The organism is Dickeya sp. MK7, assembly GCF_000406305.1.
Taxonomy (GTDB): Bacteria; Pseudomonadota; Gammaproteobacteria; order Enterobacterales; family Enterobacteriaceae; genus Dickeya; species Dickeya fangzhongdai.
This window is the reverse complement of record NZ_CM001984.1, coordinates 982,520-1,007,776: the sequence shown is the minus strand read 5'-3', so window position 1 is coordinate 1,007,776 and position 25,257 is coordinate 982,520. Positions and strand designations below refer to the sequence as shown.

General features: G+C 50.5%; 19 protein-coding genes and 1 tRNA gene. 11 read left to right on the top strand and 9 right to left on the bottom strand.

All coding sequences use genetic code 11. The features are described from left to right. Positions 1–979 precede the first annotated feature (979 nt). The 3 genes from DXXMK7_RS04535 to trmB all read right to left on the bottom strand — a co-directional run bounded on the left by DXXMK7_RS04535 (position 980) and on the right by trmB (position 2,871). Positions 980–1,699, bottom strand: coding sequence for a DUF2884 domain-containing protein (locus DXXMK7_RS04535; RefSeq protein ID WP_038661619.1), 720 nt, complete (start codon positions 1,697–1,699; stop codon positions 980–982). Between the two features lie 108 nt (positions 1,700–1,807). Beyond that, positions 1,808–2,152: a YggL family protein gene (locus tag DXXMK7_RS04530; protein WP_038661622.1), complete on the bottom strand. Its 345-nt coding sequence runs from the start codon at positions 2,150–2,152 to the stop codon at positions 1,808–1,810. Continuing rightward, positions 2,152–2,871, bottom strand: a complete 720-nt coding sequence (gene trmB, locus DXXMK7_RS04525) for a tRNA (guanosine(46)-N7)-methyltransferase TrmB (RefSeq protein WP_038918051.1) — start codon at positions 2,869–2,871, stop codon at positions 2,152–2,154. Before trmB ends, DXXMK7_RS04530 begins: the two co-directional genes overlap by 1 nt. Before the next feature lie 158 nt (positions 2,872–3,029). On the opposite strand from trmB, the gene mutY reads away from it, so the two are divergent. The 4 genes from mutY to ansP all read left to right on the top strand — a co-directional run bounded on the left by mutY (position 3,030) and on the right by ansP (position 7,448). Continuing rightward, on the top strand, positions 3,030–4,115 hold the full coding sequence (mutY, locus tag DXXMK7_RS04520) for an A/G-specific adenine glycosylase (RefSeq protein ID WP_038920825.1): 1,086 nt from the start codon (positions 3,030–3,032) through the stop codon (positions 4,113–4,115). 2 nt (positions 4,116–4,117) lie between these two features. After that, positions 4,118–4,390, top strand: a complete 273-nt coding sequence (locus DXXMK7_RS04515; RefSeq protein ID WP_013316704.1) for an oxidative damage protection protein — start codon at positions 4,118–4,120, stop codon at positions 4,388–4,390. A gap of 54 nt (positions 4,391–4,444) precedes the next feature. Beyond that, complete coding sequence (gene mltC, locus DXXMK7_RS04510) at positions 4,445–5,527, top strand: membrane-bound lytic murein transglycosylase MltC (protein ID WP_038918050.1); 1,083 nt, start codon at positions 4,445–4,447, stop codon at positions 5,525–5,527. A gap of 463 nt (positions 5,528–5,990) precedes the next feature. Continuing rightward, positions 5,991–7,448, top strand: coding sequence for an L-asparagine permease (gene ansP / locus DXXMK7_RS04505; protein ID WP_038918049.1), 1,458 nt, complete (start codon positions 5,991–5,993; stop codon positions 7,446–7,448). A 69-nt stretch (positions 7,449–7,517) separates the two neighbouring features. On the opposite strand, the gene DXXMK7_RS04500 is transcribed toward ansP, so the two are convergent. Then, the gene (locus tag DXXMK7_RS04500; RefSeq protein ID WP_038918048.1) at positions 7,518–9,671 is read right to left on the bottom strand and encodes an ornithine decarboxylase; all 2,154 of its coding nucleotides are present in this window, start codon (positions 9,669–9,671) and stop codon (positions 7,518–7,520) included. 664 nt (positions 9,672–10,335) lie between these two features. Here DXXMK7_RS04500 and DXXMK7_RS04495 point away from each other — a divergent pair. From DXXMK7_RS04495 to ccdB, 6 genes are all read left to right on the top strand, one after another. Then, positions 10,336–10,411 (top strand) — tRNA-Phe (locus tag DXXMK7_RS04495). 161 nt (positions 10,412–10,572) lie between these two features. Beyond that, entirely contained in the window at positions 10,573–11,835 is a 1,263-nt protein-coding gene (locus tag DXXMK7_RS04490; protein ID WP_038918047.1) for an integrase arm-type DNA-binding domain-containing protein, read from the top strand. Between the two features lie 456 nt (positions 11,836–12,291). Continuing rightward, entirely contained in the window at positions 12,292–12,633 is a 342-nt protein-coding gene (locus tag DXXMK7_RS04485) for a hypothetical protein (RefSeq protein ID WP_038918046.1), read from the top strand. Positions 12,634–13,536: 903 nt separating this feature from the next. Further along, on the top strand, positions 13,537–14,280 hold the full coding sequence (mobC, locus tag DXXMK7_RS04480) for a MobC family replication-relaxation protein (RefSeq protein ID WP_038918045.1): 744 nt from the start codon (positions 13,537–13,539) through the stop codon (positions 14,278–14,280). Positions 14,281–14,338: 58 nt separating this feature from the next. Continuing rightward, positions 14,339–14,557 carry a type II toxin-antitoxin system antitoxin CcdA gene (gene ccdA / locus DXXMK7_RS04475; protein ID WP_038918044.1) on the top strand — a complete coding sequence of 73 codons (219 nt, stop codon included), beginning with the start codon at positions 14,339–14,341 and terminating at the stop codon, positions 14,555–14,557. Between the two features lie 2 nt (positions 14,558–14,559). Beyond that, on the top strand, positions 14,560–14,865 hold the full coding sequence (ccdB, locus tag DXXMK7_RS04470; protein WP_038918043.1) for a type II toxin-antitoxin system toxin CcdB: 306 nt from the start codon (positions 14,560–14,562) through the stop codon (positions 14,863–14,865). A 110-nt stretch (positions 14,866–14,975) separates the two neighbouring features. On the opposite strand, the gene DXXMK7_RS04465 is transcribed toward ccdB, so the two are convergent. Genes DXXMK7_RS04465 through DXXMK7_RS04455 form a run of 3 tightly spaced genes read right to left on the bottom strand, consistent with a single transcriptional unit; the run spans position 14,976 to position 20,989 of the window. Next, on the bottom strand, positions 14,976–16,241 hold the full coding sequence (locus tag DXXMK7_RS04465) for a GIY-YIG nuclease family protein (RefSeq protein ID WP_038918041.1): 1,266 nt from the start codon (positions 16,239–16,241) through the stop codon (positions 14,976–14,978). A 1-nt stretch (position 16,242) separates the two neighbouring features. Then, complete coding sequence (locus tag DXXMK7_RS04460) at positions 16,243–18,252, bottom strand: DEAD/DEAH box helicase (RefSeq protein WP_193745938.1); 2,010 nt, start codon at positions 18,250–18,252, stop codon at positions 16,243–16,245. Then, positions 18,245–20,989 carry a DNA methyltransferase gene (locus DXXMK7_RS04455; protein WP_038918039.1) on the bottom strand — a complete coding sequence of 915 codons (2,745 nt, stop codon included), beginning with the start codon at positions 20,987–20,989 and terminating at the stop codon, positions 18,245–18,247. Before DXXMK7_RS04455 ends, DXXMK7_RS04460 begins: the two co-directional genes overlap by 8 nt. A 132-nt stretch (positions 20,990–21,121) precedes the next feature. Here DXXMK7_RS04455 and DXXMK7_RS04450 point away from each other — a divergent pair, with 132 nt between their 5' ends. Further along, complete coding sequence (locus tag DXXMK7_RS04450) at positions 21,122–21,691, top strand: recombinase family protein (RefSeq protein WP_038918038.1); 570 nt, start codon at positions 21,122–21,124, stop codon at positions 21,689–21,691. Between the two features lie 703 nt (positions 21,692–22,394). Here DXXMK7_RS04450 and DXXMK7_RS21635 read toward each other — a convergent pair. Both DXXMK7_RS21635 and DXXMK7_RS04445 read right to left on the bottom strand, forming a co-directional pair. Beyond that, positions 22,395–23,357 carry a restriction endonuclease subunit S gene (locus tag DXXMK7_RS21635; protein WP_071605162.1) on the bottom strand — a complete coding sequence of 321 codons (963 nt, stop codon included), beginning with the start codon at positions 23,355–23,357 and terminating at the stop codon, positions 22,395–22,397. Further along, positions 23,344–25,257, bottom strand: a 1,914-nt coding sequence (locus DXXMK7_RS04445; protein WP_238555979.1) for a class I SAM-dependent DNA methyltransferase, incomplete at its 5' end; no start/stop codon positions are given. The genes DXXMK7_RS04445 and DXXMK7_RS21635, both read right to left, overlap by 14 nt.

Below are 25,257 nucleotides of genomic sequence, written 5' to 3'. Positions count from 1 at the left end.
AATCTCAATAAACGGATCGCGAGATCCGATAATCAAGCATTACGGGTGCATTTATCTGCTGTGCGGGAAGCGTCGCTTTATCCGATATATTCGCCACACTTCAAGTTGCAGATGCGCAAGACATCCTGCATACCTGAGTTATTTAGGGCATACATTCGAAAAAACGATACTGAATAAAGAAATAAAATTGATGATTTTCGTTGAACGAAAAAACGCACACACGCCATCATCTTATTGATGAAAATACCATTTATCTGGCAATAACCTGCAATCATCGACCGTCATCCCTTGTTAGACTCACACATTCCATTGATTCAGCAACACACTATTTTTATCTTTTACGTCATTGTCCTATGCCGAACTCTGCGCCGTAGCGCTATGCCGCGCTACAACCAAACCACATGTCGTGCTGCATGCCGTACTACATGCCATGATTATGTGCATGACTTTATGTATAACGAAAACCTGCGTTTCTTAACGATATCTTTACACGACAAAAATGAACAAAACAAGCCCTTTAATTTACGTTTTGATGAATTAAATAAATTTCCAATCCACAGGAAACAAATAGAAAAATAAAGCAACATTCAGGGACAGAGAGGAAACATTGTTTATAAACAAACGCACCTCATTAATACATAACGCTCATGAATATAACCACAACTTAATCATTCCAGATAGATCTTCAGGTGAAAGGAGAAATGATGGCTGGCACACTAAAGCACTATTGCCGCCTTGGTGAGGCACACGATAAGCGATACCTGCCATTTCCGTTTACTCCTCAATACGATAACGCCACAAGCGTAATTAGCATTGCCAACTGGCTGATAAAGTATTTTCCATTCGTTGTCGGTATTGTCGGGATACAGTTATGCAGACAGGATGCTACTGTTCGGAAGAATTAAGGAAAGCATATCTGAATAATCAGGCAATCAAGGGCAAACGCGCAAAACGGCATTTGCCCTTTTATAAAGAAGGGTTATTTAATCGACTGCAATAACGTCTGGCGTTGATTTTCCAGCGCGGTCACCCGATTGCAGACATCGCGGCCGAAGCGCTGAAAATCCATTTCCTGATTGTTCCACTCGGTCTGGATCGCTTTCTGCAGACCGCCCAGATTACCCATCATTGCCTGCAGCGGATTACCGCCGCCACCGCTGCCCATCTGTTTGACGCCCATTTCATTCAGGCTGTCCTGCAAGACGCCGCCCAGACTGCGTTCGACAATCTGCCGTCCGTCCTGCTCAACCTGCTTAATCGCCTGATGATGAAAGGTCAGGCCATCGCTACGGTGTTCGATAATCCGGTTCATCTGCTGCTTTAACTGTTCGTCCAGCGTGCCGAGACGGTTGCGCACATTACTGTCGCTGCCCAACTGTTGCACAATCACCTTGTCCAGCGCCTGACGAGCTTTCTCCAGATGTTGCTTTGCGCCTTCGTCAATCCACGGCAGTTGCTGACGCAGTTCAGACTGGTATGCTTTGGCTTGTTGACGCTGTCCGGCATCGAGATTCAGCGCGCTGCCGTTGCTCAGCATGTCGCCCTGCGGCGAAATCTGCAGATTGCCGCTGGCGCCGACCACTTTCACACTCTGCGGGCTGATGATGATGTCGTCCTGAGGTTGAACATTGCACTGATAGGCCGCCTGCGCTTGCCAGGCCAGCAACATCAATGCACCCAAGGTCATTTTACGCAACATAAAGACTCCTGAAAAAACAGCGCCCGGCGCCAGCCGAAACGACCGGCCGCCAAGACCGACAGCCGTCATCACCGGCTAAACCGCCGGTGATGGCGAAGAATGCGCGGTTTAACCGAGGTTGGCGGGCAGATCCCACCAGATGTCAAACAGATCGCTGACCGTCACGTCCGTCATCTGGTTCGCGTCCAGCCATTTGCGTACCAGTTCACGATGTTCATCGGTGCAATTACCCAGTTTTTGCAGGCACACCAGCCCTTCCCACTGTAGATAACCGCTGCCTTCAAACGCCAGCCCATTCGGCTCGATCACTTCATCGACGAACAGATCCAGCGAGCTGTCGATCGCTTCTACGCTGGTCCCCTGCGGGAAACGCCAGCTTACCGAGAAGCCGAATTCCTGAAATTCATCGATGTGCAGCTTTTTACGTAAACGACGACTCCGATTCTTAGCCATTATTGATTCCTCTCAAACATCAGATCCCAGACACCATGCCCCAGCCGCTGGCCGCGGGCTTCAAATTTGGTCAATGGCCGCGACGCTGGGCGCGGCACATAATCATTATGGTCCGACAGGTTGCGATAACCTGCGAGCGAACTCATCACTTCGAGCATATGTTGCGCATAAGGTTCCCAGTCGGTCGCCATATGGAACACGCCGCCGACGGCCAGCTTGCTGCGCACCAGCTCGGCAAACGGCACTTGCACAATGCGGCGTTTATTATGGCGCGCCTTGTGCCACGGATCGGGGAAAAACAGCTGCACCATAGCAAGCGAACCGTCAGGGATCATGCGCTCCAGCACTTCCACCGCGTCATGGCACATCACCCGCAGGTTGTCGACGCCCGCTTCCTGCGCCGCGCCCAGACAAGCCCCTACGCCGGGCACGTGTACTTCTATACCGATAAAATTTTGTTCCGGATGCTGCTGCGCCATCGTAACCAGAGACGCCCCCATCCCAAAACCGATCTCCAGCACCACTGGCGCATCGCGCCCGAATAGCCGGGCGAAATCCAGCGCCTCATTCTGATACTCCACGCCCATCACCGGCCAAAAATCATCCAGCGCCTGTTGCTGCCCTTTGGTCAGGCGGCCCTGGCGGCGCACGAAACTGCGGATTCTGCGCAGCGGGCGTCCGTTTTCATCAAATTCCGGAGAGATGACGTTATTGATCATAATGCTTTCTGTAAGTCTGATTGGGTTGGGAAAACGCGCATTATCCAAGGATACGGTTGTTTAGCAAGTAGCCGGAGGCGGAAAGTTCCGGTTTACAGTACATTCACTCTGTGCTGCAATCGCTGTCAAATTTTTACCAGCCGGATAACGACGCCTCTATGATGCAAGCGCAACAGTTCGCGCAACAGGTACTGGAGTGGTACGAGCGCTACGGCCGTAAAACCCTGCCCTGGCAACTCGAAAAGACCCCCTATAAAGTCTGGCTGTCGGAAGTCATGCTGCAACAGACTCAGGTGACCACCGTCATTCCCTATTTTGAACGGTTCATGGCGCGTTTTCCCACGGTGGCTGAACTGGCGGCGGCGCCGCTGGATGAAGTGCTGCATCTATGGACCGGGCTGGGTTATTACGCCCGCGCCCGCAACCTGCACAAGGCGGCGCAGACCATCGTCGACCGCCACGGCGGCGAGTTTCCGACCCGTTTTGACGACATCGTCGATCTGCCCGGCGTGGGCCGCTCCACCGCCGGCGCCATTCTCTCGCTGTCGCTCGGTCAGCACTACCCGATTCTGGACGGCAACGTCAAACGGGTGCTGGCGCGCTGCTACGCCGTAGCCGGCTGGCCGGGGAAAAAAGAGGTCGAGAAACGGCTCTGGACGCTGAGCGAAACCGTCACGCCCGCGCACGGGGTCGAAAAATTCAATCAGGCGATGATGGATCTGGGTGCGATGGTCTGCACCCGCAGCCGCCCGAAATGCGAACTGTGTCCGCTGAGCAACGGCTGCGTCGCTTACGCCAACCATAGCTGGGCCGAGTATCCCGGCAAAAAACCCAAACAAACGCTGCCGGAAAAAACCGCCTGGTTTCTGCTGCTGCAAAATGCGCAGACGGTGTGGCTGGAACAGCGCCCGGCGGTCGGCCTGTGGGGCGGTCTGTATTGCTTCCCGCAGTTCGCCAGCCCGGATGACCTGACGCAATGGCTCGACCAGCGCGGCATCCGGCGGCAGGCGTTGCGTCAGGGTATTGCTTTTCGTCATACCTTCAGCCACTTCCATCTGGATATTGTGCCGATGTGGCTGGATCTTTCCGACCAGGGTTCCTGCATGGATGAAGGTGCCGGTCTCTGGTATAACTTAGCGCAGCCGCCGTCCGTAGGGCTCGCCGCCCCGGTGGAACGGCTGCTACGCCAGTTGGCTCAGCCGCAATCGATCTTCGCTGAAGCCTGCGCACATGATGAGGAATAAGCATGAGCAGAACCATTTTCTGTACCTTTTTACAACGCGACGCCGAAGGGCTCGACTTCCAGCTCTACCCCGGCGAGCTGGGCAAACGCATCTATAACGAAATTTCAAAGGAAGCCTGGTCCCAGTGGCAGACCAAGCAGACCATGCTGATCAACGAGAAAAAGCTCAACATGATGAATGTGGAGCATCGTAAGCTGCTGGAGCAGGAGATGGTGCAGTTCCTGTTCGAAGGCAAGGACGTGCATATCGACGGTTACACCCCACCGCAACATTAAATGACAGGGGCCGCCAGGCCCTGACGCGTCCCTGATCCCGTACGGCTTGATACGATGAAGAAACTGTTTGCTTTGCTGCTTATTGCCCCGTTGTTGATTTCCTGCTCCAGCAAAAAAGGAGGCGAGAACAACGAGGCTTTTATCAAAGACACCAACGCCTTCGACATTTTGATGGGGCAATTCGCCAACAACATCGAAAACATCTGGGGATTGAACGAGGTTCTGATCGCCGGCCCCAAAGACTACGTCAAATACTCCGACCAATACATGACGCGTAGTCACGTCAACTTCGACGCCGGTAGCATCACCATCGAAACCATTTCTTCTACCAATTATCAGGCCAGCCTGCGTCAGGCGATCATCACCACCCTGCTGATGGGCGATAACGCCAGCAACACCGACCTCTATTCCGACGCCAACGACATCCAGATCAGCCGTGAGCCGTTGCTGTACGGTCAGGTGCTGGATAACACCGGCCAGCCGATTCGCTGGGAAGGCCGCGCCGGCAACTTTGCCGATTATCTGATTCAGAACAAGCTGCAGCGCCGCACCTCCGGCATGCGCGTGATCTGGTCGGTCACCATTCAACTGGTGCCGAACCACCTGGATCAACGAGCGCACAAATACCTGCCGATGGTGCGTCAGGCCTCCGAACGCTACGGTATCGACGCCTCGCTGATCCTGGCCATCATGCAGACCGAATCCAGCTTCAACCCCTACGCGGTCAGCCGTTCCGACGCGCTGGGGTTGATGCAGGTGGTGCAGCACAGCGCCGGCCGCGACGTGTTCAAAATGAAGGGCAAATGGGGACAGCCGAGCCGCAGCTACCTGTTTGACCCGGAGAACAACATCGACACCGGCACGGCTTATCTGTCGATGCTGAAAAATGTCTACCTGTCGGGCATTCAGGACCCGACGTCGCAGCGCTACGCCGTCATCACCGCCTATAACGGCGGCGCGGGCAGCGTGCTGCGAGTGTTCTCCAGCGATAAGGACGCCGCGTTCAGCCGCATCAATAGCATGTCGCCCGGCGAGGTCTACCAGACCCTGACGACGCGCCATCCGTCCGCTGAATCGCGGCATTATCTGTATAAGGTCAACACCGCGCAGAAAAACTATCGCGGCTACAGTCGCTGACGGCACAGCGTCAGCCCCAAACAAGCGGTGTCCTGTCCGGCACAGGACACCGCTCGCCGGCTCCCGGTCAGCGTTTTTCTGCTAACTCCTCTCTCGCCGCCATGATTACATCAGCAATGATTAACAAATAACCAATGCAAACGATTGGTTACAGTCATAAGCAAACACTATCTCAACAGCATTTAATAGCCTTAAAGACTTGAAAATAAATAATTTACGGATTAATCGTTTGATATAAATAAAAACCAAAGCACACAAACAAAACAAACCCACCGGATTAGCGCAGAGAATTTTTGCCTCTCGGGTCAGGAAACGGTAGCATCGCTGACGTTTTTTGGCCCGGCCCCGGCAGGGAGTCCGGTTCCGGCTCGGCCCGAAAAACACCATCCACTCAATGAGCCAGGCTGTGACACAACAGCCAATTTCATTCTCCTGAATGACAGACAAGGGAATCAAACGGGCAATGAATCAACACAAAAATGAGACCGAACACCACGCCAAACGACGCTGGCTCGATTCACATGAAGCGGGTTATCACAAAAGCATGGGTAACCGTCAGGTGCAGATGATCGCCATCGGCGGTTCGATTGGCACCGGTTTATTTCTGGGCGCAGGCGCACGACTGCAGATGGCCGGCCCGGCGCTGGCGCTGGTTTATCTGGTGTGCGGCATCTTCTCTTTCTTCATTCTGCGGGCGCTGGGCGAACTGATCGTACACCGTCCGTCCAGCGGCAGCTTTGTTTCCTACGCCCGCGAGTTTCTGGGTGAAAAAGCTTCGTATGTCGCCGGCTGGATGTACTTCCTCAACTGGGCGATGACCGGCATCGTCGATATCACCGCGGTCGCGCTCTACATGCACTACTGGGGCACTTTTGCCGACGTACCGCAATGGATGTTCGCGCTCGGCGCGCTGGCGATCGTCACCACCATGAACATGATTGGCGTGAAATGGTTCGCCGAGATGGAGTTCTGGTTCGCGCTGATCAAGGTCGCCGCGATTTCCCTGTTCCTGGTCGTTGGCACCATTTTCCTCGGTACCGGCAAAACGCTGGACGGCAACGTACCGGGGCTGCACCTGATTACCGATAACGGCGGCCTGTTCCCGCACGGCCTGTTGCCGGCGCTGGTGCTGATTCAGGGCGTAATTTTCGCCTTCGCCGGGGTGGAGCTGATCGGCACCGCCGCCGGCGAGTGTAAAGACCCGGAAAAAACGCTGCCCAAAGCGGTCAACAGCGTGATCTGGCGTATCGGCCTGTTCTACGTCGGGTCGATCATTCTGCTGGTGTGCCTGCTGCCGTGGAATGCCTACCAGGCCGGGCAAAGCCCGTTCGTCACCTTCTTCAGCAAACTGGGCGTGCCTTATATCGGCACCATCATGAATATCGTGGTGCTGTCGGCGGCGCTCTCCAGCCTCAACTCCGGGCTGTATTCCACCGGTCGCATCCTGCGTTCGCTGTCTCAGGGCGGCTCCGCGCCGAAATTCCTCGGTAATATGAACGCGCAATCGGTGCCTTACGCCGGGATTCTGGTCACCGTCTGCATCCACATTATCGGGGTGTTTCTGAATTACATCGTGCCGTCGCAGGTGTTTGAAATCGTCCTGAACGTGGCTTCGCTCGGCATCATCACCTCCTGGGCCTTCATCATCATCTGCCAGATGAAGCTGCGTCAGGCCATTAATCAGGGCAAAGCCAGCCCGGTCGCCTTCCGTATGCCGCTGGCGCCGTTCTCTTCCTGGCTGACGCTGGCGTTTCTGTTCAGCGTGCTGGTGCTGATGGCGCTGGATTACCCGAACGGCACCTGGACTATCGCCACCATCCCGGTGCTGGCGATCCTGCTGATTGCCGGTTGGTACGGGCTGCGTAAACAGAAAGAAGAAGTTAACCGGCTGAAAGCGGAACACGAGAAAGCCGCGGTCTGATGACCGATAGCGATAAAAAAACCGGGGATTTCCCCGGTTTTCTTCTTTGGTGCATACGGAACGAATCGATTAACGAGCAATCACATTCGCGCACAAGCGTTTGCTGCCGTCTTCCTGCACCACGCTGTAGACGCCCTGTAGCTCCGGCGCAAAACCCGGCATCAGGTTGATGCCTGCCTCCAGCGCCTGGAAATAACGCAGCACCGCTCCGCCCCAAACTTCCCCCGGCACCACGCACAGCACGCCCGGCGGGTAAGGCAACGCCCCTTCCGCCGCGATGCGCCCTTCCGCGTCGGCCAGCGGCACCAGATCCACCTCGCCGCGGATATACGCAGTGTGAGCATCCTGCGGTAACACCACCGCCTGCGGGAAAGAGGCTTTGCGGAACATCTCTTTTTGTAGCCGCTTCACATCGTGGCTGACGTAAAAATCGTGCATTTCCTGACACAGGCGGCGCAAGGTATAACCGGCATAGCGCTGCTCATATTTGTGATACAAGTTCGGCAAGACTTCGCTTAACGGCGCATCCTGCTCGATCAATTGCTCGAACTGCACCAGCGCCGCCACCAGACGCTCCATCTTCACGCTGTCTTCCGCCGGGGTCAGCAGGAACAGAATCGAGTTAAGATCGCATTTTTCCGGAATGATGCCGTGTTCACGCAGATAGTTGGCGAGAATGGTCGCCGGAATACCAAACTCGGTATAAGCGCCGGTCACCGCGTCAATCCCCGGCGTAGTCAGCAGCAGTTTGCACGGGTCGACAAAATACTGTTGCTGCGCATAGCCTTCGAAGGCGTGCCAGTTGTCGCTCGGTTCGAAGTTGAAGAAACGCACGTCCTGCGCCATCACGTCGGTGTCATGGTCCTGCCAGCGCATGCCGCCTACCGTCGGCGGCACGAACGGCTTGATCAGGGAACAACGCTCCAGCAATTGCTTGCGCGCCTCGATCCCCAGCCTGACACACTCCATCCACAACCGGCGGCCGCTCGGCCCCTCGTGCATTTTGGCGTTGACGTCCAGCGCGGCGAATAACGGATAAAACGGGCTGGTGGACGCGTGCAACATGAACGCATTGTTGAGGCGTTTGTGCGGGCAGAAGCGCTTCTGTCCGCGAATATGGTTGTCTTTCTTGTGAATTTGCGAAGTCTGCGAGAAACCGGCTTGCTGCTTATGCACCGACTGGGTAACAAAAATCCCCGGATCGTTCTCGTTAAGGTCCAGCAACAGCGGCGAGCACTGCTCCATCATCGGGATGAATTGCTCGTATCCCACCCAGGCGGAGTCGAACAGGATGTAGTCGCACAGATGACCGATGCTGTCCACCACCTGCCGGGCGTTATAGATAGTACCGTCGTAGGTGCCTAGCTGAATCACCGCCAGACGGAACGGGCGGGCTTCATCGGCACGCTCCGGCGCGACTTCGCGCACCAGCTCACGCAGGTAACCGTCGTCAAAACAGTGCGCGTCCACCCCACCGATAAAACCAAACGGGTTGCGGGCGGTTTCCAGATAAACCGGCGTCGCGCCGGCCTGAATCAGCGCACCATGATGATTGGACTTGTGGTTATTGCGGTCGAACAGCACCAGATCGCCGCGCGTCAGCAAGGCGTTGGTCACCACTTTGTTGGCTGCCGAGGTACCGTTCAGCACAAAATAGGTTTTGTCGGCGTTGAACACGGTGGCCGCGAACTTCTGCGCCTTTTTGGCCGCCCCTTCATGAATCAGCAGATCGCCCAGCTTCACATCCGCGTTGCAGATATCGGACCGGAACAGGTTTTCGCCGTAAAAATCGAAAAACTGGCGACCCGCCGGATGCTTGCGAAAAAACGCCCCGCCCTGATGACCCGGACAGGCAAAAGTGGTGTTGCGCATGCCGACATACTTGGACAGCGTGTCAAAGAACGGCGGCAACAACCGCGCCTGATACTCCGCCGCCGCTTTTTCCAGCTGGAGCGCGTGATCCCCGCCTTTATCCAGACTCAGCCACTCGCTGCCCGGCGGCAGCACTTCCTGACTGGTATGCCACGACTCCCGCACTACGAATGCCGGGATACCGAAACCGGAGTGATGCATCACCGACAGGATGCCGCTGCGCGCCTCCTCAACCGATACCACGACGGCCGCGATATCGGTAAAATCGGTTTGACTGAGCGCCACAACCGGACGCAGGGTGATTAGACGGGAGGCAACCGCCGCATTAGCCGCAATTTTTAACTGTTTCATGTAACCAAACCCAAACGGTTAAGAATGAGTGCACGTGTCTAAAAGACACCTCGCAGGGATAACGCCACGCTTTAAGCGTAACGCACCCGATCAACTACTGCCCAAAACGACGAACAGCATGCCGGCCAACCACGACAAACGTATGACCCGCGCCAGTAGCGCAGGCAACATCACATCATCTGGGACCAGCACCGTCCGATAGACATCAGTAAAATCAGAGACCGGCTCTATTTTTAATCATGCCTAACAGGGAGCGTCAGCACGCCTCACCGCATGGTGGCGAGGGATAATCGGGAAAACAGGGACGGGGTTAACGCAGGGCGTTCAGGGTGCGGCGACAGCAGCAGAGATCCGGCGCACGGCGTCTGTACCATGAGCATTGAATCCGACATATCCGCAACCCTCTAATAACCGCAGGTGAAAGGTAAGTTAAAAACCGCGCAATAGTGGCATTATTTTTCGCCGAATTCAAGAAAACGAATGTGACAGTATTTATCGACGCAACACCGCGCGCCGTCTGGCCTGCCACGTCATCGCAGGAACGTTCCGGCACGCCGGAAACCGGCTGCCAATGGAGGTAACTGACTGAAAATAGACCAACCGCAGCGTTTATGACAGAAACTCGTTGACGCTCCCCACGATATACGGTTTAATGCGCCCCGTTGCCCGGATAGCTCAGTCGGTAGAGCAGGGGATTGAAAATCCCCGTGTCCTTGGTTCGATTCCGAGTCCGGGCACCACCTTTCCTTTTTTATGCTTCCTTATCAATCCCTATATTGTTGCGATTCAATAAGTTGGCGTGAAAATCTTTTCCGATACGTTTTGATTTATCCCTTCGTATCGGGGAATTTGTGGGTCAGATTGCGGGTCATTCAGTTCGATGAACGGGAGTGACCCTCACATGTTAACTGACAGCAAAGTCCGATCCGCGAAACCTCTCGCAAAATCTTATAAGCTCACAGACTCGCAAGGCCTGTACCTCACGGTATCCACCAGCGGCGCTAAGCTATGGTATTTCCGCTATCGCTTCGGCGGTAAAGAAAGCCGTCTGGCCTTTGGCCCCTACCCTCAAATCACACTGGCAGAAGCCCGCGAAAAGCGCGATGCAGCACGTAAGTTGCTGGCGTCTGGACTCAGCCCTTCTCAGCTTCGTAAATCGAACAACCCCGCCGTTGATGAATCCCGCACCTTTCAGTATGTCGCTCGGGCGTGGCACACCAGCAGCCTTAAGCTCTGGTCGGACGCCCACGCCGATAAAATTCTTATCTGCCTGAAACGCTACGTTTTCCCCGCCATTGGCGCGATGGATATCGTGCAGGTTGAAACCCGCCATCTGGCGCAGTTGGTTAAGGCGATTGATGACAAAGGCGTGCATGACGTCGCCGGACGGATGCGCCAGCATTTGACTAAAATTATGCGCCATGCCGTACAGCAGGGCGTAATCAAATACAATCCGGCTTACGATTTGGACGGTGTCGTGACCCCAGTTGTGACCCAACATCACCCCGCTCTGCCGCTAAAACGCCTGCCTGAACTGCTGGAGAAGATGGAGAGCTACAAAGGCCGGATGCTGACCCGCATGGCTCTGGAGCTGAATCTGCATGTTTTCCTGCGCTCCAGTGAGCTGCGTTTTGCCCGCTGGGATGAATTCAACCTCAAAGCGCATATCTGGAGCGTGCCCGCCCAGCGAGAAGCAGTAAAAGGCGTGAGGTTCTCAGCGCGTGGCGCAAAGATGAAGGATGAACATCTGGTGCCGCTGTCACGGCAGGTGGTCGCCCTGCTGAAACAGATTCGAGCGCATTCCGGCGAATCGGTCTTCGTTTTTCCGGGCGCACATACCCTGAACAAGCCGATGAGTGAAAACACCATCAACAAGGCGCTGCGCGTGATTGGCTATGACACCAAAACCGAGGTGTGCGGCCACGGTTTCAGAACCATGGCCTGTAGCGCCCTGAACGAGTCTGGACGCTGGTCAAAGGATGCGATTGAGCGACAGATGAGCCACAAAGAGCGCAACGGCGTGCGGGCGGCGTATGTGCATAAAGCGGAACATCTGGAAGCCAGAATCGAAATGATGCAGTGGTGGTCGGATTATCTGGACGTAAACCGCGAGGGCTACGTCGCACCGTATATTTATGCGCGAAGTTACCGGGGAGAAGATTGATTGCGGCTAACGCGCTGCGCTTGTTGGCTCCTGACGGGCTTTCTATGTGATAGAAAACCCGTCAGGAGCGTTGTCGTAAAATCATCCGGGCATTCTGCCAAACGTTTCTTACCCGTTAGTATTTGCTACATCGACTGACTTAAACCACCGTTCAGCCTTTTGGTTCAATACCGCGCGTCTGGAGTTCCTTACGCAGAACACGCTTTATCCACGTAGCCAGTGTCTTGTCGCCATCCTTATGGGCTTGTTCCTCTAACTGCGCACGAAACTCGTGGGACAGTCGAATTTGATACTGGTCTGTTTTTTCACTTGACATTGTAATTACAAATTCCATAGCATGGTATAGTTGTAATTACACCGCAATTACATGGTGTTTTGCAACAGTAAAGAGCGAAGCCCGGCAGTGCTAGGAACACTAACCGGGCTTCTGACCACAACATTATGAGGACTAATGCTATGGCTGACACCGATAGTAACACGGGCTCGTCTTATCAATCACTGCCGGATTATGAGAACCGTTACTCCGCCATGAGTGCCGCGCTGGCTCATCTAGACTTTTCAAACATGGACACTGACGAACTCTCGCGGGTCACAGAGTATTGCACCGAAACACAGGCCGGGCTTTGCCATTGTCTGAATTTCATTGGCGATGCGCTGATTACCTTTGCCGATAATGACGTGTGCGAATCGACACCAGAAAGCTTGTGCCAGTTGGGACATGGGTTAACGGCAATCAGTTTACTCATCCCTACCCTTACCGATATGCAAAAACGCGCACATTCACTCACCGCCAGATAGCCATCTAAATATGTTCTGCCTGATTAAAGCTCTGCCGTTAGGTCAGAGCTTTTTTGCTTCCGTAGCTGAATGACAATAATTCTTCCCATCCGATATTGAGTTGTTTGCAGGCAACACCGCCCTTTCCCTGTAGCCTTCCCTACTGGCTGATTTCAGCGGGGAGAAGACATGCCAGTACGTTTTATTTTCGCGACGCTGACCGCACTCAACAGGCCATTCAGCCACGATGCAGGACGCGACGGGGTTAGGCGGTTGAATGCCTGCGCCTCGCGGGCATTCAACCGTGGCGTGAGGCGAGTAAATGCCCTTTCGCAGAAAGGGCACATTTGCGTCGCCCGAACCCACCGGCGAGCGTTTCTCCCAGGGGAAACCGAGCAGGCCGGGGGGAGCCGAATAAATTTTGCCGCCCCAGCGAGCAAAAAGACGCGCCCACGCGTCGGTTTATTTGGGGGGCATCAGCCCCGCACGCCGTCGCGGCTAAGTCTCCGGCCACAAGCCGGTAGCGAGGCGCGACTACCCGCTTTGAAGGCGTTTTCCCATTTTTTCGCTGACCGGAACGGGCAAAAGAAAAAGTGGGCTAAAAACGGCGTCTCAAAGGGGGTAGTCGCGCGTAGCGTGCGACGGTGTGCCGCCGTTGACCTTGGGGGTTTTGGCGTGGCGTCCAGCCGCGACATTACCCCCATGCGACAGGCAATAAGGGCGTCCAGCCCGCATGAACTGGCGCACGCCGTTTTGTGCCGGGAAATATATTTTCCGGCGCATGGCTGCGAAGCGGCCACCTCTTTATCCCCACAAGATCGCCTCATGACGTCGACTCATGCCAGTGGCCGAAGGTATGCGCCCATGTAATGAGGCGATAAAGCCGAAAGAGCGAACACCCCAGTAAAATGCGAAGGAGGAACCATGCTGATTTCTGATTACTGTGAACGCCGGGCGCGTAGTCACGAAAAAATGCGACTTCTGCTCACCTTTCTGAAAGAAGAAACCTACAGCGACTTTAAAACGCTGATGCTGCTTTTTGATTATAAAAATCACAAGCCGCTTTATCTGTTGCTGGCAAAAGCCATCGACATGGGATTGATCCAAAAGCATGAAATAAACACCAGAATGGTGAAAACCTCTCTGTGGGGGATCACCAATGACGGATTATCCGTTGTTGCCACACCCCATGAGGATGGTTTTCCTGCACGGTTTGAACCCTCGAAAGTCACGGGCTGGACGTTGATACAGCGCCTTGATCGTCAGCTAGCGCGGCTCCTTCTTGAGAAGAAAGGCGCTTATGGGTGGATCAGCGGCGCTGATTCAACATTCCGCAGCCACTATCAGGTATATCATCGCCCGGCCGGAGCGATAACGTTACCAGACGGAACCGTCATCGCCGTTGAGACTGAGCGCCATCTAAAAACCAAAGCTCGTTATCAGGCAATTATCACCCAACACTTGATAACTCGTACTCAAAAGCACTGGGTGTACGTCTTCTATATCGTGCCCGATGCGCAGATAAAGCGAGCTATTGAACGGATGTTCAATAGCGTGCAATACGCCATCGTCGACCATCAGCGTATCCCGCTGGAAGCGAAGCACCGCAATGTTTTTCGGGTTTATACGTTTGATGAGTTGAGGGGTTTGGATTTGAATCTTGGCTAATTGCTGAACAACCATGCGAAGTATATACTCATAGTATGCATAAAAGAGGATCACTATCATGAAACACCGCGTCAGCGTTACCGTGGACAAAGACAATTATCAGGTTCTGAGTGCCGCCGGGGTCAATATTTCCGGGCTGGTGAATGAGGCCATTGGCAAAGAAGCCCGCCGCATCAGGGCTGAAGAGTGGAAGAAGGAGAATCGCGAAGGGATGGAAGAAGTCGCCCGATTTATCGCACAGAATGGCTCCTTTGCGGATGAAAACAGGAACTGGTGATCATGCAATTCATTGTTTATCAATACAAACGCGCCAGTCACTACAAAATGTTTGTCGATGTGCAAAGCGATATTGTCGAGACACCCAAGCGACGCATGGTCATTCCGCTTATCGAATCGCATCACCTGTCTGAGAAAGTGAATAAGATGTTGTTCCCTCTGCTTCGCATCGATGGCGAAGATTATCGGTTGATGACAACTGAACTATCGAGCGTTCCTGTTGAGGTTATTGGTGAAGAAATCGCGGATCTTGGCGACTACGCTGATGAGATTAAGGATGCTATTAATCTTATGTTTTGGGGGATTTGAGAGGGGTTCATTGTGCTTGCATCAAGTCTTATGCATAGCGTCTCTTAAGCTGAGTACAATCAGTATGTCGGAAGAGCTCTAAAAGTGAATGCCTCAGCTTATTGGTATACTTACAGGCCATACCCAGGGTGTTTCGCAACAATTTTCCCAGTCGTATTATCCAGTCGGTACTGCGAAATAGTTCCGTCCACAATGTGCTGGATAACGGCCTGAACTGTAGCCAATGGGACATTAAACCACTCTCTTGGAGTATAGATCTGACCATTATGGCTCTTGAGCGTAATGTTGAGCCGACGGGCAGCGAGGAAACCATGTACCAATGCCTCTAATTTTTGAGCATTGAGGTTAAAACACTGGCTGGTAGCCACAATCCTGACAGGTGCTTCAAGGAAAGTACGGTCTTTCTCGGCATGCTCAATGCGCTGCTCCACAGTTGTTTCAGTAAAACCAATTTTGTAAAGACTTTGTTTATAAGGAATAAGCGCTGGGTCTGTACTTGTGGTCGCGAGCACATAAACCAAGCCGGTCGGCACCGCAGTATCTGATGGTTGCAACGTCTTGCCATTGAGTTGCACCTTGCGCCCTTCTTTATCCCTCACCAAACCGTGAGTTAAGGATTGATAGAGCATGTTCATTTCGGTGCCATTCTCAAATATCAGTCGCAATCGGGCGTTGTAAGTACGGTACTGACCCAGACGTTCACCAGCACTATGGACATATCCCAGTAACCCATTAAGAATAAAAAAATCGCCTTCAACAATTTTCAATTTATGTGTAAAACGCTCAAGACTAAAAACCCCATTTTTTAAGCCTTTATGCAGGCTATAAAACAAGGGCTCGAAACGCTGGAAGTCTTGACACGGCTGGCGCTGAGCAATGTCATCTGGCTGCTCTTTTTTATCAGCAGAAACATACTGTAAGCTGAAGATATCAGGCTCTGCAAAATTTAATAAACCGTCCTCATCGTCGGCAAAAATATCCTCTAAAGAAGTCACCAGTTCTGATTTGTTGGCATAGGATAATGGTGTTGGTTCAGCGGCTAGTGGGGTTCTACCATTTTCAATGTGATTTGAAGCCAGAAGCCCTCGGCAATCCAGCGTTTGCAACGAAGCACATATGTTGGGATTTTCTTTAATGATGCGCAATCGTCTTGCCAGGCGTTTTTCATCAAGAGAAGCAGCGCTGTTTTCAGTTGGCAGACGGCCATGCCGATCGTAAAACGCGGCAATTTCAGCAAACTGATTGCCAGCCAAATCGACGGGACTCGCCTTGTGCTTCAGAGGGTGAACATCCAATAAACAGAGATCATCTTCTTCACTGAGGATCTCATCTAATGTTGATTTGGCCGCTAATCGCGTTGTCGATAACCGGATCATTTTACTGCTCCTGATTAGCCAACTTCTGTTGCTTCATTTTGCGGATAAACGCCAGCGCTTCGGCATAACGCTTCTCAATCGGATCACTGGCATTCAGCGATGGCTCTCTCTGTTGTTCTCGGGTGAACTGCTTGATCTTAGGCCAAAGGATAATTGCCTCTTCTTCGGAGACCTGCGATCGGCTGGCACTTACTGCTTCCTGAATGGTTTTCAGCATAGGCGCAGTTACCGATTTAGAGAGAATTTCATAAGCACCATGGAACGGATTCACCGCATCTATCAGGTCTATATCCAGATTATCAATACAGATGAACTTTTCACCCATCTTCAGGAACTGCTTACCTGCGACACTGTTTACTGACTCTTCTTCAGCGCCATTCGCCATATCCACATTGGCATCCTGCGGCAGGTCTTCCCAATCAACCACGCCCCCTTTCTGAGTGATCAACATACTTTGTAATACTCCTATGCGTACCTGTTCCTGCTCTTCGTCGGTCAAATCTGGGTAAAGCGTCTGAATCACAGCAGGCAAAGCCACTTGAGTGAAAGTTTCGGGGGGGATGGTTTCACTAATTGTCTCTTTGACCAACTGTTCGTTAGCCATCAGAGTCGCCATAATTTCGTTCTTGTCGCTGTTCAGAATATCCAATACTTTCGGGGATACCGGTAAGGTTGCGGAATCATCTACAAGCAGAGTATTAGGTGGTAGTGGCTGACCGTCCCATTGAGAACGAGGCTTGAACTGGATGTTGGGAGCCAGGATCTGCTCCATCAATAACGACGTGGTGATCGCCTTAAGCATATTATTGACCGATGCCTTCACATCATCATCCTGTGCATCAGGTTGAGCGATGAGATTGGTAAACTGAGCATGCGTTTTTCCCGTACAATCTCGGGTCGCCCGGCCGATAATCTGCACAATTTCTGTCAGAGAGCTGCGATAGCCAATCGTCAACACATGCTCACAGTAAGGCCAATCAAACCCTTCTTTCGCCATGCCTAAGGCGATGATGATGTCCATATCATCAACCGCTTTGATATTACGTAAATACGCCTGGACTTTGGATCGTTCGTTAGGATTATCATCAACCAGATTGGCTAATTTGAGCTCACAGCCATTTTTTCCCGCAATATAATAAACCCCAGTCAGAGGATCGCGTTTTATCACGCTGCCAATCACATCAAGGATAGAATCAACTTCTCCATATTTATCTTTGGTCGATTCACCGGAATTAACATTCGGGATATGAATAATCGTTTTTTTGCTGGTATCGAGTACCGTGGGCAATGCATCAATATAACGCCCCTGATAAAAATGATAACCAATACCCAGAGATTTAAGATATTGATAGCCATTCAACTGCTCGTAATAGGTGTATGTCACCTTAGTGAACTGCGCCTCATCCTCAGGCAACAAGATCGGCACGGTATCGCCTCGGAAATATGATCCGGTCATGGCAACGATATGCACACTCGATTTTTTTATGAGCTCATCAATAAGATTACCAAGCCGATTATCACCATCGGCAGAAACATGGTGAAACTCATCAATAGCCACCAGGCAATTATCGAAATCTGTTACCACTAATTTATCAAAGGCAAAACGCAAGGTCGCATGAGTACATATCAGAATACGTTCGTTGCCATGCATAAAGCGTTGGAAAGCATGAACCTTACCCGCTTCCCCACCATCCACACACAGATTGTTCTCGGATGTAACACGCCAGTCAGCAAAAAAACCTTGTTCGGTTAAATTGGTCTCCTGAAAAGAGCCACCGATAGACTTTTCCGGAACGGCGACAATCACTTTTCGCACGTTCTGATTTTCCAGTTTATCCAGCCCCAGAAACATTAACGCACGCGATTTCCCCGAAGCCGGAGGGGCCTTGATCAATAGATACTGACTATTTCGTTCAGCAAAAGCTCGGGCCTGCATTTCACGCATTCCCATCGAATTAAGGCCGGTACTTTGCCCCGTCTGACCATACTCAACGTGCAATAAATTATTCATTATGGTTTCCTGCGTTGGCCGGTGTTCTGCTCTTTCTTGGTTTAGCCTGAGTTACTGTCAGTTTCTGCGTCAGTGCTTCATAACGTGCCAGCAGGCAGCTTAAGCGGTCGGCTGCATCTTTGAATGGGCGCTCACGGTAAAGTCGATCCACCGCGGTATCGAGAGCCTGATGGGCGGTTAACAGCTTTTGCGGCATCTTATCGGGATCATAGAGTTCAGCGAGTGTACGTCCTGGGAATTCTTCACGGATTAAAATCACGTCTTCGGCGAGCATCTCGATTTGTTTGCGTTGTATGGATGTCACTTCAGGCCAAGGAAAAGGGTTGTAAACGACTGAAGCGGAATAGCGATAGTCACTTTTCAACCTACCAGCAACCAGTCTCATCCAGTCGTTATGCATTAACGAAGAAAGTATTGCGAATTCGTATAACGTGCCGTCAGGGATAATATAATTTGCATTTGTTGAAATTACTTCTGCATTAAAAAAACCAAGAGGAACATAAATACGGCGTTCAGAAGAAACACTTGGAACAAGAATGTAACTTCCTGATGCTGGATGTCTGTTTTCGTCAAACAGATGCGGGCTATTCGATTTTTTTCTTGTGCCAGATTTGGAGCTTTTAAGACGGGCATTTTTAACAGCAAGAACCCTTTTCCCGACTAATGGCATTGATTCTAAATCAGCAACACTCGCCTCAACCAACCATAAGCACCAACGTTCTTTTCCATTAAAAAACTCATCGGCGCCTAATACCTTTTTGAGCCAGCGTTCAGCTTGCGGTTCTTGTTTGAGTAATTCATCACGTTCAAAACGATCTAACAGTAGATAACCACCATCAGTAGGTTTATTTCCAAAAAGTAATGGAGGTACACCTTTTATTAACGGGGAGTTTCGTGGAATAATTGCCAGCCGGCTTCCTTCTACTAAGTATGGGCTGATATTGTCGACCATTTTGCAATGCCATTCGCCTTGTACGTATTGATAAAGTCTGCTCTTTTCTGAACTCGCTGAAAGCCCAATAATGATTACATGTACCGCCGCTTTATCACGGGCATTATTTGCCCATGGAAATGTTGGGTATGCAAAATGGATATTTAGCCCGAGGGAAAAAATTGGCGGCCACAGTGTCGCAACCTGCTCTCCCTGACAAATGGAATTGGTTGCTACCAGAGCCAGCTCAGCACGTGAATTTTGAATATATTGCGCCCCTTTCCAGAACCAGCAAGCAACAAAATCTAAGGTTCCTAACGCTTTGAAGTCGCTAAATACAGCCTGCATATCAGCACGTTGCTCATCTGAACGTCCCAGTGTTCCTAAAAATGGCGGGTTACCGATTACATACACTTCGTCATCAGCTTGCTTAGGACAGACCTGATGCCAGTCAAGACGCAAACTATTACCACTATGAATATTTCCACTTTCACGTAACGGCAATGCCGGTGGCGCGAAACCAAACGCTTTTTCCCACTGACAATTCACCTGGTGCTCCGCCAGCCAGAGGGATAACCGAGCAATCTGGCAGGCGAAATCATCAATCTCAATGCCGTAAAACTGTGACAGGTGAAGACCGCTCATTGAAAATGTTTGAGGTTCCAGCTCACGCAGAGCCTCAATCACTTCAATTTCCAGATTGCGTAACGCTTTGTAGGCCACAATCAGGAAATTACCGGATCCACATGCAGGATCGAATACTTTGATCTTGCCGAGTCGCACCAGTAACGCTTTAAGCCCCTTGGCATTGTTACGTTGTTTATCCAGTTCAACGCGTAACGGATCAAGAAACAGGGGCTGAATCACCTTCATGATATTGCGATATGAGGTGTAGTGCTGCCCTAAGCGGCTGCGCTGTTCCACATCAATCACAGCCTGGAACATGCTGCCGAAAATGTCTGGGTTAATCTCACTCCAATTCATGGTTCCGCATTCGAGTAAGATCTTGCGCCCCTTTTTGCGCAGTTCGGGAACCGGTTCATCGCTGGCAAACAATCCACCATTTACATACGGAAATGCTGCAAGATGGGCGGGTAGCCTTTGTCGCTGCGGGCTGTCAGGCTTCTCATCTAACACACCAAATAACTGATAAAGAAATGAATCCAGATCGCTGCCATCTTCTTCGGTGAAACTTTTGACAGCAGACGTGAACTGGGCGAGGGCAAAAATACCGGTGTCTTCGGCAAAAAGGCAAAATAACAAGCGAGTCAGGAAGACGTTAAGGGCATGGATATCTTCCGACTTACTGAGGTCATTGTGGACTCGGATGAGGTCAAACAATCTCCCCATCTTCTCGGCGGCCTTCACATCAGCAGGGTTTTCACTGCTGATAATGGCTTTCTCAAGGCCCACTAACGGCAAAAAGAAACCATAGTTGCTATGTAACTCGTCCATTTCAATGTCGAGCCGCTCTTTACTTGCGGTATCCCAAGCCAGAAAGCGAGTAAAATCAGTGATCAGCACGAAGCGGATCTTATTTTTAGCTATCGCTGGGTCATCAATGCACTGATTTAGCAGAGTCTCAAGCTCTTCTCCTTCCGCAGCAGACTGAAACCAGAGTTTATTCTTGATACCGACCTGGCCAGGCTCTTTAGCGATGTTACGGCTACTGCCCTGACGCACCTGTGTAATCGTTGATTTAGGAAAATCAAAAGCGGCCATAAAACCATAAATAAATTCATCACGATTCAGCTCGTGGGTTATCTGTTCAAGCTGCTCGAAAATCCTCGCCTGATTCACTGCCATACATGATCCTTCAGAATGCATAACTTGTTTTTTGCCATAACTATATACCGCTTGTAGGTAAACCAACAATTATGCAGATGAGCGTTATCTGGCGATCTGGCATTCTCCGTGCTTTTAGCAGGAGGAAATGGCGTGTTAATAGGCTATGTCAGGGTATCAACAAATGACCAAAACACCGATTTACAACGCGAAGCGTTGGAACGGCTAGGATGTGAACAGATATTTGAAGAGAAAATCAGTGGGACTACAGAGAAAAAACCAAAACTCAATAGTGCTCTGAAGGCATTACAGTCGGGGGATACGCTCGCGGTGTGGAAACTGGATCGATTGGGGCGCAGTATGAGACAACTCGTCAAACTAATGGACACGTTGCAACAACGCGGGATTCATTTTCGTAGCGTAACCGACTCCATAGATACCGCCACGCCAATGGGAAGGTTTGTTTTTCACATTATGGGGGCGATGGCTGAAATGGAACGAGAACTTATTGTCGAGCGAACCCGCGCAGGTTTGGCTGCCGCTAGGGCTAAAGGACGTATAGGCGGACGCAGGCCCAAGCTGACGCCGGAGCAATGGGCGCAAGCCGGACATCTTCTGGCTAATGGCGTCCCGCGACAGCAGGTGGCACTGATTTATGACGTAGCAGTGGATACCTTATATCGAAAATTCCCTGTCGGCAGAAAACTGAGTACCAAAACGTAACGTTGAAAAGATCAAGTAATCTACTGAATAGAGCCCGTACATAGATTTGTGTAATTGCCTGATTTTGATATGTTCTATTCAACATCAAAACAGGTTGGTTTATGGAAGAAAACAGTCACGGAATGGGCTAACGAACTGGCCCAAAATCCCAAAACCCTTGAGGATTTTCAGCCAGTTCGATAGCTTGCTGAGGAAAATTAGCGTAAAAGCGGCTATACGCAGATCCGCCGCAGTTGGCAGGCAAACTGAACGAATATGTCCACCTTCTTTGCTTATCTAAAGGGTATCCGCAAGGTGATCTGTGAGCGTCCAGTGAACTCGTATTGGTAACAAAACTCTGCTGCCCTCATTCAATAAAACGAACCTGAGGTAAAATAGCGTCGTTTAAACTACCCGGTGATATCTACTCTCAAAGGCTCGCTGATTTGCCGCACTTCTTCACCGCCCCCTTCCCCTCTCAGACATTGAAGGAAGTGGAGTAACCACTCGAAGGCGATCCTCACAGGCTGGTGATTCATTGGTGATCATCTGAAGAAGATGATACAACCGAAGCAATATTAACAATGCGATCCGGGATCGCCAAATGATTACCCACATACCCACCAACAAAGTCGGCTCGACACTCGCAGACCGTTCCGTTCGCCTGCTCTTTTGGTGAACACTGACTTATTTTCCCATGGATATGTGGATAACAGTACAGAAGTTATAGCTGTGAGCTGTAAGGTAGTGAATTAATCAACGTCTCCATATATGTCCAATCAGGTGTGCCCATTACTGTAACCGGCAATTTAATCGTCGATTCTCGCATTCGGTCCATATGCCATTTTCTGCCATAGCTAAATCGGTATTTTTCCATGCGGATGATAGTGCAAATAAAAATCGCAATTGCTGGTGTTAAATTAAAATCTTTAGGATAAAGAACATTAACATCATCCGTAGCCCAATAAGGCTCTGGCTGATAAAATGCTTCGGCCACTGAGCCATTATAGCTAACGCTAATCGTCCCTCCATCATGAATAGGATCCTGCCCTATTTGGGCTGTCACTCCATTATTTGCATCAGACGCACCAACATAAGGGGTGCGTCCCATTATCATATTCGCTTTGGTCAGGCGCTTTCCTTTTCTAATATCAAATAGTTCACCGAGAACAAACACCCCAAAATGTTCAGCATCTATATCCTCCGCTAATATTCTATTAGCGGGAGAGCAGACATCATTTTTATTAGCTAACATCACATTACCAACCCAATCAGGAATAATATCGGGAAGTATTATCTGCTTTAACCTGTCCCCTTTTGGTTTACGTCCATAAGAGAATTTATAGCGATTCATTGTAATACACCTGGAATAATAAATTTTCTCATTCAAGGTCATGTTTTTTTTAGGAAGTAAAACGGCGACATCACTGTTGCAGGAAAATTTAAAACCAGACACATAAGAATAGCTGTGGCTACCTTCCCCATTGGTTGAAACAAATAACGTTTCTTCCGGGTAAATGTTTTTTTCTCCAACAAGGGATTCACTCACCCACCCAGAAATAGTCCGTTGCTGAGTACTTGATGGTCTTAGATAAGGTATGGTTCCTGGTGCAGGATAGGTGTAGATTTTCAATCCAGAACTGACAATACCGTTGCGAATTTCAAACAGTTCCTCAATCTTCATCATCCACTCCATCTTCCTGAGTCACCGCATGCGCTTCCAGCATCAGATTATATAAAACATATTTTTTAACTTCTTTCTCAAACAGTTCTTTTGTTAACACCGAGTAATCTGTCTCAATATATGCTTCAGCGCACCATTCATCCGAATAAGTGACAGACTGCATCACACTTTCGCCGGGGTGTATTTCACGATTACGATACATCGCAACCCAGCGGTCACGAATTTCAGACCAGCGATGATTAATATCTATGCGCCCTTTATGTTTGGTTTTGACAAAACCATCATCTCGCCAATAACCAAACCAAGTTTTCCGGTTTGAAGATTCATGAGGCTGACCTGCAATCCATACCATAATACAAGTAACAACACCCACTGAATTAAACAACTCTGGCGGCATCGACATCACAGCATCAAGTGTATGATGTTTAAGTAACTCCTCCCTCACCGGATTAAGAGAAATCGCACAGGACATCGGAACAATAGCAATACCGATAGAACCAGGTTGAAGGCAATTCAGCATCTGCTTCACAAAATACAGTTCATGCAGTTCCGCATCACTTTTTGATTGTGCATAAGGAGGGTTTAGCATTCCGACATTAGGCTTCATGCATTTTACAGAGCGAATAATGGCATCATCAAAACAACTGGCTTGATGCAGGTTGGCTTTGCCATCACCACGGAGGATCATATTGGAAGCAGCCAGCGCAAACATTTTTGGGCTGTTTTCTATTCCTATCAGCCTATTACGACGAATATCCTGGCGTTGAACTTCTGTCACCGCCTTTTTCAGCATGTGTTGCATGGCAGAAATTAGAAAACCGCCCGTGCCAGCGCATATATCTAGGACCCGTGACTCGGGCCCGACATTCGCGAGCAAAGAGAATAACTCTGCGATATGCCCAGGTGTGAGTACAATACCCAGCGCTTTTTTATCACCGGCAGTGTACTTTAAGAACTCGCCATAAAACTGACCAACAACATCGAAATCATGATAGATGTTGATATACGGCCATACATTTTCACAAATCCGCCGAATAATCTCTTTAAACACTCCACTTGGATACTCTTTTGCAGTTCTGCTATCAGGGCGTCCCAGATTGGGATGTACGGCGATAGAAGTGTACGGCTGCAACATTGTGTCTTTTTTTGCCTGAGGTATCTCCGCCTTATCCAATTCCTTTTTAATCGCCCCTAGCCAGGCATCTTGTAACTCTCCTGCTGGCAGGCTATCAAATGTCTTCATGAACGTAGCATTCATCAGTGCGATAAGCGTGCCACTTACCAACAGGGGTTTCTCTTCTTCCGATACTTTTGCTTTCGCCCAGATGAGTTCGTGAAGCTCCCGAGAGAACGCGAGCAGATCGGAATGTCGTTTTTTCGCTACATCAGGATCAAAAGAAGCCAGTCGGTAATAATCATCAAACGGGAGGAGCTCCGTCACTGAGGTGCCTGACTCATTGGCAAGAATTTTCGTTTCTGTTGTTCCTGCTGGAACCAAGAAACTGGATATTTTCATTGAACTACGTGTTTCACCACTGACTGCAACAGCAACAACGGTATAGTCCTTTGCCAGATGTTTGGCGTAGTGCAAAACACCATCAACAGCAAATTCAACAGGTTTATTTCTGGCCTGGCTTTCGTGCTTTCTCACATCATGTTTACACTCAAAAACAATCAGAAATGCAGTATCTTTTAGGTTAGAAATAATAAATTCAGGATACCCAGTATTCCCTTTAGCATTCTTACTTGCCTTAGATAACAAAAATTTAACTTTAGATATTTCTGATTTTTGTTCTTCAATACTGATTCCATTATCTGGCTCATAATAACCAAGAGCTCTTAATTGATCCCGTACCAACCCTTCAGTCTTTCGTTCATTTGCCATACTGATAATCCGGTGTGG

What these genes read in the sequence shown, in the direction of transcription:
- DXXMK7_RS04535 (WP_038661619.1), bottom strand. Translation starts at nt 1,699, where the DNA reads ATGTTGCGTAAAATGACCTTGGGTGCATTGATGTTGCTGGCCTGGCAA.
- DXXMK7_RS04530 (WP_038661622.1), bottom strand. Translation starts at nt 2,152, where the DNA reads ATGGCTAAGAATCGGAGTCGTCGTTTACGTAAAAAGCTGCACATCGAT.
- trmB (WP_038918051.1), bottom strand. Translation starts at nt 2,871, where the DNA reads ATGATCAATAACGTCATCTCTCCGGAATTTGATGAAAACGGACGCCCG.
- mutY (WP_038920825.1), top strand. Translation starts at nt 3,030, where the DNA reads ATGATGCAAGCGCAACAGTTCGCGCAACAGGTACTGGAGTGGTACGAG.
- DXXMK7_RS04515 (WP_013316704.1), top strand. Translation starts at nt 4,118, where the DNA reads ATGAGCAGAACCATTTTCTGTACCTTTTTACAACGCGACGCCGAAGGG.
- mltC (WP_038918050.1), top strand. Translation starts at nt 4,445, where the DNA reads ATGAAGAAACTGTTTGCTTTGCTGCTTATTGCCCCGTTGTTGATTTCC.
- ansP (WP_038918049.1), top strand. Translation starts at nt 5,991, where the DNA reads ATGAATCAACACAAAAATGAGACCGAACACCACGCCAAACGACGCTGG.
- DXXMK7_RS04500 (WP_038918048.1), bottom strand. Translation starts at nt 9,671, where the DNA reads ATGAAACAGTTAAAAATTGCGGCTAATGCGGCGGTTGCCTCCCGTCTA.
- DXXMK7_RS04490 (WP_038918047.1), top strand. Translation starts at nt 10,573, where the DNA reads ATGTTAACTGACAGCAAAGTCCGATCCGCGAAACCTCTCGCAAAATCT.
- DXXMK7_RS04485 (WP_038918046.1), top strand. Translation starts at nt 12,292, where the DNA reads ATGGCTGACACCGATAGTAACACGGGCTCGTCTTATCAATCACTGCCG.
- mobC (WP_038918045.1), top strand. Translation starts at nt 13,537, where the DNA reads ATGCTGATTTCTGATTACTGTGAACGCCGGGCGCGTAGTCACGAAAAA.
- ccdA (WP_038918044.1), top strand. Translation starts at nt 14,339, where the DNA reads ATGAAACACCGCGTCAGCGTTACCGTGGACAAAGACAATTATCAGGTT.
- ccdB (WP_038918043.1), top strand. Translation starts at nt 14,560, where the DNA reads ATGCAATTCATTGTTTATCAATACAAACGCGCCAGTCACTACAAAATG.
- DXXMK7_RS04465 (WP_038918041.1), bottom strand. Translation starts at nt 16,241, where the DNA reads ATGATCCGGTTATCGACAACGCGATTAGCGGCCAAATCAACATTAGAT.
- DXXMK7_RS04460 (WP_193745938.1), bottom strand. Translation starts at nt 18,252, where the DNA reads ATGAATAATTTATTGCACGTTGAGTATGGTCAGACGGGGCAAAGTACC.
- DXXMK7_RS04455 (WP_038918039.1), bottom strand. Translation starts at nt 20,989, where the DNA reads ATGGCAGTGAATCAGGCGAGGATTTTCGAGCAGCTTGAACAGATAACC.
- DXXMK7_RS21635 (WP_071605162.1), bottom strand. Translation starts at nt 23,357, where the DNA reads ATGATGAAGATTGAGGAACTGTTTGAAATTCGCAACGGTATTGTCAGT.